Annotated in this window: 2 protein-coding genes and 1 pseudogene; all 3 read left to right on the forward strand. The window is 45.3% G+C overall.

Going from position 1 to position 1,626, the window contains the following annotated elements; all coding sequences use genetic code 11:
• Positions 1 to 318 (forward strand): annotated as a pseudogene (locus tag Q1A70_RS19825) (type II secretion system protein); the annotation flags it as partial.
• A 20-nt stretch (positions 319 to 338) separates the two neighbouring features.
• On the forward strand, positions 339 to 710 hold the full coding sequence (locus Q1A70_RS19830) for a hypothetical protein (RefSeq protein WP_299695730.1): 372 nt from the start codon (positions 339 to 341) through the stop codon (positions 708 to 710).
• Positions 711 to 853: 143 nt separating this feature from the next.
• Positions 854 to 1,626 (forward strand): trypsin-like serine protease (locus Q1A70_RS19835; RefSeq protein ID WP_299695728.1); only part of this gene is annotated, 773 nt, incomplete at its 3' end.

The raw sequence follows: 1,626 nt of genomic DNA on the forward strand, positions 1-1,626 counted from the left end.
GACATCACGATTGCCAACTCCGACAACACACAAAAAATTGTCTCGAAAGGGCTGTCGAATGTTTACACAGTCGCTCATGGTAACTACGTAAACAAACCGTCGTGCCCAGTGGGGCAGCAACCCGATATTACGCTCGGTATTAGTTATATCTCTATTCATCAAGACTTTGAACTCACGGGAAGTCAAAAGCCGTATTTGATATCTCAAACAACCGATCGTTGGCAGGTGGGGTTAGAGGTTCGGGTCAAGTCCCTGATCACGGGAGATCTTGATGTTAGAAATGAAGGTGAAGTTCTCGCCATCACTCAATGTAAATAACACAACACAAGGAACACACTATGAAACATTCTGTTTTACTTATTGCCGCTATGTGCCTAAGCACCAGCGCGCTGGCGAAAGTCAGCTATGAGGATGCGCTCGAGTCCAATCGCCCGTTTGAGGAAGCGAATGCAGCAGTACACATTCCGCCTAGTGATTTTGGTTTACCTGATGATGAAATCCCTGACGGCAACCAAGGCGATTTTGGTCACTGGAAGGCAATAAACAGTATTCCGCATGGAAACTCAGCTATTATGCTGCTAGGTACCGCGACAGGGCATGAGTGCGCACCGAAAGGGGTGTACGGCAGTCAATCTTACAGAAGCTGCTGGAACATCGGTAATGGGGATAAAGAGTGTACCGATAAAACCAATTATTACAGCTGTGAATAATTAAGCCGATAATCAACGCTCAAGGATGAGCGTTTTTAAGTCCAACTGGGTATGCTTTTCGATCATAAAAAGCCATTTAATAGAACTAATGATCATAGATAAAACAGAGAGATAAGCTCATTTATAGGTTGTTTTTTGGTATAATGAATACCATCAAATATCAGGTCATTCTCAAGGATACCAACGTGAAAAAAACGACTCTTTTTTCGGCTTTAGCGCTGACACTATTTTCTACGCAAACTTTAGCGGTGGTGAATGGTACGCCTATCGATTGGTCTACGCAAGATGACACTGTGCGCATTGATAGCAGCATAAACTCTAGTCAGTATTGTACCGCCACCCTCATTGCGGGGCGCTATGCCATTACTGCGTCGCATTGTCTCCAGGATGATAAGCTTGATACGGTAATGACAGCTTCTCATGACGCGCACACTATTGCGAACTCAGTGTTGCACCCTGAATATGAAGATGCTGGGCAATTTGATAACGACGTAGCGTTGGCGGAACTTAATACTTCTGTTGATTATCATGATATTCACTTTTTGAACGTTGGGGATCTGACTGACAATGAGCCTGTTCATATAAGCGGTTTTGGAGGCACGATTGAAACTCTCAATCGCGCGGACTTTACGTTTAGTCATGCTCACTGGACTCGATCATATATCATCTACTTAAATATGGTCAACGAGTCCCACACGACGGGCGGGGATTCGGGTTCAGCGTGGGTCAATGATAATGATGAGATTGTAGCGATTCATGGTGGAAGTCGAACGGTGATGGGCGAACGTGAAACCTACGGCACTGACCTGACTTATTCCTATGACTTTATCCTTGAAACCGTGAACGGCTGGCATTACCCAACGCTGGCGCAAGCTAACGGCAAAACGACCATCACAGTGCAGTCTCTGCACCAGGA

This window comes from uncultured Vibrio sp. (genome assembly GCF_947488985.1).
Classification (GTDB): Bacteria; Pseudomonadota; Gammaproteobacteria; order Enterobacterales; family Vibrionaceae; genus Vibrio.